The sequence below is a fragment of the Ramlibacter sp. genome (assembly GCF_035706265.1).
In the GTDB taxonomy this organism is placed as follows: domain Bacteria; phylum Pseudomonadota; class Gammaproteobacteria; order Burkholderiales; family Burkholderiaceae_C; genus Ramlibacter.
The window spans coordinates 1-6,618 of record NZ_DASSVG010000555.1; the positions used below are offsets into that span (position 1 = coordinate 1).

Genomic DNA, 6,618 nt, shown 5'->3' on the forward strand with positions numbered 1-6,618 from the left:
GGTGCAGAAGCGGCTCGAGCGCGAGCAGCGCCGCACGAAGATGATCATGCAGGTGCACGACGAACTGGTGTTCGAGGTGCCCGACGAGGAGGTCGAGTGGGCCCGCGCGGAGATCCCGCGCATCATGGCCGGCGTGGCGGAGTTGCGCGTGCCGCTGCTCGCGGAGTTCGGGGTCGGCGCCAACTGGGAGGAGGCGCACTGAAATCAGACCTCCAAACTACCGGCCGCAAAGGACGCGAAGATTTCGCAAAGGACGCAAAAAAGTCAAAGAAGACTCAAAGGTTTTCTTTCGCGCCCTTTGCGTACCTTTGCGTTCTTTGCGTCCGGTAGTTCGGTATTTCCTAGCGCGGGTCCCATCGCCGCAACTCCGGCGCCTCCAGCCCGAACAGGTCCAGCACCCGTCCGAGCGTGTGGTCCACCATCTCCTCCAGGCTGGCCGGCTTGGCATAGAAGGCCGGCACCGGCGGGTAGACGATCGCGCCGGCTTCGGTGACGGCGGCCATGCTGCGCAGGTGCCCCAGGTGCAGGGGCGTCTCGCGCACCATCAGCACCAGGCGCCGGCGCTCCTTCAGCGCCACGTCGGCCGCGCGCGTCAGCAGCGAACTGGTCACCCCGCTGGCGATCTCGGACAGGGTCTTGATCGAGCATGGCGCCACCACCATGCCCAGCGTGCGGAAGGACCCGCTCGCGATCGCGGCGCCGATGTCGGACTGCGCATAGCTGCGGTCCGCCATCGCCCTCAGTTCGTCGGGCGTCACGTCCGACTCGTGCCCCAGCGTCACCTGCGCCGAGTTGCTGAGGACGAGATGGCTCTCCACGTCCAGCCGCCGCAGCATCGCGAGCAGCCGGATGCCGTAGATCGAACCGGAGGCGCCGCTGATGCCCACCACCAGCCGCGGGCGCGATGCAGGCGCGCCCACTCAGCCCTGCTTCTTCTTCTCGGACCAGAGCTCGCCGCCGGTGGCCCAGTCGGACGGCTTGATGTCGTACAGCAGGATGTCCACCGCTTCGGGCTTGCTGCCCAGCGTCTCCACGCAGGCCTGCGTGAGCGCCTGCACCAGGTTCTTCTTCTGCTCGGGGGTGCGGCCCTCGAACATCTCGACGCGGATGGTCGGCATGGGGTTTCTCCTTCTGGCAAAGCGTTCATTGTGCAGGCTCCGGCCGGGTGCCCGGCCGCGCCAGGCGCCATTGCTAAGATGCGGGCCTCGCGCCGCCCCCTTGGGCGGCTTTTCACGTGACCCTCATCGCCATCCTCTTCGCCACGCTCGCCGCCGGCATCGGCAGTGTCTGGCTCGCCGCCGCGCTGATGCGCCTGGGCTGGCTGCCGGGCGCCGGCCCGCAGGAGCGCGGGCCCGCCGAACAGCACCTCCTGAGCCTTGCCGCCGGCGCGCTGCTGGCCACCGCCTTCATGCACCTGCTGCCCGAGGCGCTGGAAAGCGGGCCCGAAGCGCAGGCCCTGTTCGGCACGCTGCTGGCCGGGCTGGTGTTCTTCTTCCTGCTGGACAAGGCGGAGCTCTGGCACCACGGCCACGAGCACCACCACCCGGAGGAGGAGCACGGCCACGACCACGCGCACGTGGCCCACGCGCATGCGCACCACGGCCACGGCGCGCACCCGCGCCCGCAATTGGCCGAACCGGCCCTGCGTTCAGGCGGCTGGGCGGTGCTGACGGGGGACAGCGTGCACTGCTTCGGCGACGGGATCCTGATCGCCTCGGCCTTCACGGCCGATGCACGCCTGGGCCTGGTGGCCGCGCTGGCGGTGCTGGCGCACGAGGTGCCGCACCACATCGGCGACCTGGCCGTGCTGCGGCAGACGAGCGGCAGCCGCCGCGCGGCCCTGGCGAAGGTCTCGCTGGCGGGCGCGGTGACGCCGCTGGGGGGACTGGTGGGCTGGTGGCTGGTCGACCGTCTGGTGGTCTACCTGCCGTACTTCCTGGTGGTGGCCAGCAGCAGCTTCATCTACGTGGCGCTGGCCGACCTGATCCCCCAGTTGCAACGGCGGCTGGGCGCCCGCGAAACGGTGGCCCAGATCGTCTGGCTGCTGGTCGGGATCGGGCTGGTGACGCTCGTGAGCCTGCTGGCGCACGCCCACTGAGCGTCAGCCTTTCGGCTCAATAACGGCGCGGGTTGTTGGGCCGGCGGTCGAAGCGGTTCGGCACGCCGTCGTGGTCGCGGTCACGGAAGCCGCGGTTGAAATGGCGATTGTGGTGCCGGTAGCCGCCGCCGTTGCTGTAGTAGATGTAGCTGGGCTGGGTGTAGACGTAAGGCTGCGAATAGACGTAGCCCGGCTGGACGTAGGGGTAGGGCTGGCTGTAGGCGTAGCCCGGTTGCGTGTAGACGTAGCCGCCCAGCGGCACGCCGATCGACAGGTTGACGGACGTGCGCGCCTGCGCGGGCGCGGCGAACAGAGCGGCACTCGCGGCCACGGCGGCGGCGATGCCGAGAATGCGGGTCTTGCTTCCCATCGAGGTACTCCTTCTGGTGATGTCGCCATGATGGACCCTCCATGTCAATCCCGACTGCAGCGCATGCAAAGCTGCGGTGAAGCTCGCTGCCGTTCGTTTCAGGACGGAACAGCAGTCCTACATTCCTGCGGATGTTGTCCGACAGGTCCGTCAGCCCCGCAGTCCTAAGGTGGGCGGTCGATGGAGGACGCGCACCTCGCGTCGTACCGCGGAGTCCTTCGTCAGGGCATCGACCGACAGCATCCAGAAGGAGAATGAGATGGCATCTCGTGACTACGAAGACCGCGACCGCCAGGGCCGCTGGGGCAGCAGCGACCAGCAGCAGGACCGCGGCCAGGGCTACGGCGGCAGCGAGTCCCGTGGTGGCTGGGGCGGCCAGCAGGGCAACAACTACGGTTCGCCGGGCTCGCAGGGCTCCCAGGGCTCGCAGGGCGGCTACGGCGGCCAGCGCTCGGGCTCGGAATTCGGCTCCCAGCAATCCTCCGGCTACGGCGGGTATGGCGGCGAAGGCCACGGCTACGGCCGCGGGCAGTCCGGGTCGGACTACGGCGGCGGCTCGCAGGGCGGAGGCAGCTGGGGCCGCGGCGAAGGCAGCGAATTCGGCGGCGGCCGCCAGGCCGGCGGCATGCAGTCCTCCGGCTTCGGCGGCGGAGGCGGCGGCTACGGCTACGGCGGCGGCAGCCAGGGCAACCAGGGCAGCTGGGGCGGCCAGGGCAGCTGGGGTGGCCAGGGCTCGCAGGGTGACTGGGGCCGCTACGGCGGCCAGCAAGGCGGTTGGAGCGGCGGCCAGGGCGGCGGCATGCACGGCAGCTACGGCCAGGGCGGCGGCATGGGCGGCAGCAGCTACGGCCAGATGGGCAGCGGCGGCATGGGCAACCAGAGCAGCTACGGCCAGATGGGCGGCGGCACCTACGGCCAGGCCGGCGGCGGCTACGGCGGCAGCCAGGGCTATGGCCAGAGCGGCGGCGGCTACGGCAGCACGCAGGGCTGGCAGGGCGGCCAGCTGCACGACCAGCCGGGCTACGGCGGCCAGGGCAACACCTACTACCAGGGCGTCTACGGCAGCAACCGCGGCGGCGGCATGGGCCAGGGCAGCTACGGCGGCGGCCAGAGCTATGGCAGCCAGGGCTACGGCAGCCAGGGCTATGGCTCCGGTGGTGGCGGCTACGGCGGCGGCCAATACGGTGGCGGCCAGGGCGGCGGCTACGGCAGCAGCCAGGGCAACTTCGGCGGCGGCGGCATGGGCAGCTACGGCCAGAGCGGCTACGGCGGCAGCCAGAGCCAGGGCGGCGGCTACAGCGGCGGCCAGGGCTACGGCCAGGGCGGCAGCTACGGGCAGGGCAGCAGCTGGAGCGGCGGGCAGGGCCAGGGCGGCAGCTACGGCAGCGGCCAGCACCACGACCCCGAGTACCACCAGTGGCGCGAGGAGCAGATCCGCAACCTCGACAACGACTACCAGTCCTGGCGGCAGGAGCGCTACAAGAAGTTCAGCGACGACTTCACCAACTGGCGCAACAGCCGCAGCGGCGGCCAGGGGCAGAACACCACCGCGAGCACCATGGGCAGCGGCAGCTCCAGCGGCACCGGCAGCATGTCGGGCGGCATGGGCAGCAGTTCCGGCCAGGGCAGCCATTCGATGGGGCAGGGCGGCTCCAGCGGCCTGCACGGCTCCAGCGGCATGGGCAGCGCGGGCAGCAGCATGAGCGGCAGCTCGGGCAGCCAGATGGGCGGCAGCTCCGGCAGCTCCGGCAGCTCCGGCAGCAGCGGCAGCAGCGGCAGCAGCGGCAGCAGCGGCAGCACCGCGACGACCGGCAGCAGCTCCGGCAGCAGCGGCTCCAGCAGCACCAGGAAGTGAGCTGCTGAACGCAAAGGGCGGCGCCGCGATGCGGCGCCGCTTTTTTGAGTCCCGAAGGGAGAACCGATGAAGCCGAACCACCTCGTCCTGCCAGCGCTCGCCGCGCTGGCCTTCGCGCTTGGCGCGGCGCAGGCACAGACCGCGCCGGGCGCCGGCACGTCCGCCACCGGCGGCCAGTCGGCCCCGATGGCGCAGCCCGGCACGGGCACGCGCAACCTGCCGGTGCCCAGCAAGCTGGCGCGCGGCGACCGCAAGTTCCTCGAGGCGGCTGCCGGCAGCGGCATGTTCGAGGTGCAGATCGCGCAACTGGCCGCGGCCAAGGCCAACGACCAGAACGTGAAGAGCTTCGCCGGCATGCTGGTGGACCAGCACACCGCGGCCAACAACGAGCTGGTGAAGCTCGCCAACGCCAAGCGAGTCGAGCTGCCGGCCGCGCCCAAGCGCTCGCTGCGCCGCGACATCGAGAAGCTGGGCAAGAAGAACGGCGACGAATTCGACCGCGACTTCGTGCGCGACGTCGGCATCAAGGCGCACGAGAAGGACATCAAGATGTTCGAGAAGGCGCGCGACGATGTGAAGGACCCCGACATCAAGGCCTTCGTGGAGAAGACCCTCCCCGTGCTGCGGGAGCACCTGGCCGCGGCGCAGAGGCTGCCCCAATCGGGCAAGAATGCGGCTGCGATGGGTGCGCACGGGCGTTGAGCGCCGCGGCATCGCGCCCCGCGGAGGAGGGACAGGCATGCGCATGGCGTCGGTGGTGATCTGGGCGGCAGCTGCGCTCGCCGGCCTGCCGGCGGCGGCCGGGCCCGTCCGCGCGCCCGCCTATGCGGCCTCCGCCGCGGCGGACGTGAAGCCGCTCACGCCGGCCCAGCGCCTGGAGCGGCGCTTCCTGCAGATCAGCGCCGCCAACCTGCACTTCCAGGCCGAGGGCTCGCGCCTGGTCCTCGCCAGGTCCGGCAATCCCGCGGTGAAGGACCTGGCCAACAGCCTGCTGGCGCGCCAGCAGGCCGCGCAGCCCGAGCTATTGTGGCTGCTGCACGCGCGCGGCATGGCGCTGCCGCTGGCCACCGGCCCGCACGTGAAGGTGCTCAAGCAGCTGGGCAAGCTCAATGGGGCGAAGCTGGACCGGCTCTACGTCGAGGAGGTGGTGCTCAAATCCTACCAGGCCGACATCGCGAACTACGAGCGCATGGCGCTGGAGGCGCAGGATCCGGCGCTCAAGGCCTGGGCCGAGCGGCAGCTGCCGGCCCTGCGCCTCAATTTCGCCAAGGGCGGCCGGGCGCTGCCGAACGCGCCGCCCGCCCGGCCTCAGCGCGCCGTGTAGCCCGTCACGCGCCAGCGGCCGTCGGGGTCGCGCACGGTGGTCACCGCTTCCTCCACCGCCGCCTTGTTGGCGAACTTGCTCGCGAAGATCGCCGTGACGTAGTCGCCGTCGGGGCGGCCCGGCAGCGACTTCTTGTAGACGGCCTCGACCGGCTGGCGCTCGACGAAGGCGCCCAGCGGATCGCGCAGCTTGGGAATGCCCTCCATCCACGCCGGCAGCGGCACCGTCTGCCGGAACACCTGGCTGGAGCTGTCCCAGGCGGTGCCCCAGTCCTTGCGATCGAGCAGCACCAGCCAGGCATGGGCGGCGGTCTGGCCGGCCTTCTCGAGCGCCGCGTTCGGGCTCTGCGCCGCGGCCCCGGCCGGCTTGGCGCCGGGCGCCAGCGGCAGCGTGGGGCTCGAGTAGCGCGGCAGCGGACGCTCCTGCGCCGCGGCCGCCGCGGCGGCGAGGGCGAGGCCCAGGGCCAGCAGGGTGGGGACGAGGCGCATAGGGAGACTCCAGGCAGGCACGAAAGACGTCCGCAGTCTACCGGTTCGCGGCGGGCGCTCCGGCCGGGCTGGCGCTTTTACCGGGCGTTTACTCCCTCAGCAGCTCGCGCATCAGGCGCGCGTTGACCTGGCCCTGGTCCTCGTAGTTGGTGTTGAAGATCACGTGCACGTGCTCGGCCAGCGTGCCGAGGTGGCGGATCTCCGGCGCCATGGCGGCGAGTTCGTCGGCGGAGTACCAGTAGTCGAAACGCGCCGAGGAGGCGGCCAGGCCCTTCTTGTTCCAGGTCTCCTTGTTGCGGCCATGCAGCCGCACGATCGCGAGCCGGGGATTCGTCACGTCCCACACGCACGGCACGCAGTTGGCGAAGCCCTGGGGCGAATCGACCACCGTGTGCACCAGGCCCAGCGAGCGCTCCCAATCGAGCGTGCGTTCCAGGTGCTCGCCGTGGAACCAGGTGCCGTGGCGGAATTCGGCCGCCAGCA

10 protein-coding genes are annotated in these 6,618 nt (G+C 71.0%); 5 read left to right on the forward strand and 5 right to left on the reverse strand.

What is annotated here, in order from left to right; all coding sequences use genetic code 11:
- A partial coding sequence (locus VFM98_RS19900) for a DNA polymerase (RefSeq protein WP_325111633.1) occupies positions 1-202 on the forward strand: 202 nt, incomplete at its 5' end.
- A 139-nt stretch (positions 203-341) separates the two neighbouring features.
- On the opposite strand, the gene VFM98_RS19905 is transcribed toward VFM98_RS19900, so the two are convergent.
- Positions 342-920, reverse strand: a complete 579-nt coding sequence (locus tag VFM98_RS19905; protein ID WP_325111634.1) for a UbiX family flavin prenyltransferase — start codon at positions 918-920, stop codon at positions 342-344.
- Entirely contained in the window at positions 921-1,154 is a 234-nt protein-coding gene (locus tag VFM98_RS19910; RefSeq protein ID WP_325111642.1) for a 4-oxalocrotonate tautomerase, read from the reverse strand.
- Between the two features lie 80 nt (positions 1,155-1,234).
- Here VFM98_RS19910 and VFM98_RS19915 point away from each other — a divergent pair, with 80 nt between their 5' ends.
- Complete coding sequence (locus VFM98_RS19915) at positions 1,235-2,098, forward strand: ZIP family metal transporter (RefSeq protein WP_325111635.1); 864 nt, start codon at positions 1,235-1,237, stop codon at positions 2,096-2,098.
- A 16-nt stretch (positions 2,099-2,114) separates the two neighbouring features.
- Here the strand turns inward: VFM98_RS19915 and VFM98_RS19920 are convergent, their stop codons facing one another.
- Complete coding sequence (locus tag VFM98_RS19920) at positions 2,115-2,468, reverse strand: hypothetical protein (protein ID WP_325111636.1); 354 nt, start codon at positions 2,466-2,468, stop codon at positions 2,115-2,117.
- Positions 2,469-2,727: 259 nt separating this feature from the next.
- On the opposite strand from VFM98_RS19920, the gene VFM98_RS19925 reads away from it, so the two are divergent.
- From VFM98_RS19925 to VFM98_RS19935, 3 genes are all read left to right on the forward strand, one after another.
- Positions 2,728-4,323 (forward strand): hypothetical protein, encoded by a 1,596-nt coding sequence (locus VFM98_RS19925; RefSeq protein ID WP_325111637.1) that lies wholly within the window; start codon positions 2,728-2,730, stop codon positions 4,321-4,323.
- Between the two features lie 66 nt (positions 4,324-4,389).
- Entirely contained in the window at positions 4,390-5,025 is a 636-nt protein-coding gene (locus tag VFM98_RS19930; RefSeq protein WP_325111638.1) for a DUF4142 domain-containing protein, read from the forward strand.
- Positions 5,026-5,062: 37 nt separating this feature from the next.
- On the forward strand, positions 5,063-5,647 hold the full coding sequence (locus tag VFM98_RS19935; RefSeq protein WP_325111639.1) for a DUF4142 domain-containing protein: 585 nt from the start codon (positions 5,063-5,065) through the stop codon (positions 5,645-5,647).
- Here VFM98_RS19935 and VFM98_RS19940 read toward each other — a convergent pair.
- Together VFM98_RS19940 and VFM98_RS19945 are read right to left on the reverse strand one after the other, a co-directional pair.
- Entirely contained in the window at positions 5,632-6,135 is a 504-nt protein-coding gene (locus VFM98_RS19940; protein ID WP_325111640.1) for a DUF4019 domain-containing protein, read from the reverse strand. The two genes, VFM98_RS19935 and VFM98_RS19940, sit on opposite strands and share 16 nt — an antisense overlap.
- Positions 6,136-6,223: 88 nt before the next feature.
- Positions 6,224-6,618, reverse strand: a 395-nt coding sequence (locus VFM98_RS19945; RefSeq protein WP_325111641.1) for a DUF72 domain-containing protein, incomplete at its 5' end; no start/stop codon positions are given.

Bases quoted from the DNA above. Each gene is read 5' to 3' on its own strand.
- VFM98_RS19920 (WP_325111636.1), bottom strand. From the start codon at position 2,468: ATGGGAAGCAAGACCCGCATTCTCGGCATCGCCGCCGCCGTGGCCGCG.
- VFM98_RS19930 (WP_325111638.1), top strand. From the start codon at position 4,390: ATGAAGCCGAACCACCTCGTCCTGCCAGCGCTCGCCGCGCTGGCCTTC.
- VFM98_RS19935 (WP_325111639.1), top strand. From the start codon at position 5,063: ATGCGCATGGCGTCGGTGGTGATCTGGGCGGCAGCTGCGCTCGCCGGC.
- VFM98_RS19940 (WP_325111640.1), bottom strand. From the start codon at position 6,135: ATGCGCCTCGTCCCCACCCTGCTGGCCCTGGGCCTCGCCCTCGCCGCC.
- VFM98_RS19925 (WP_325111637.1), top strand. From the start codon at position 2,728: ATGGCATCTCGTGACTACGAAGACCGCGACCGCCAGGGCCGCTGGGGC.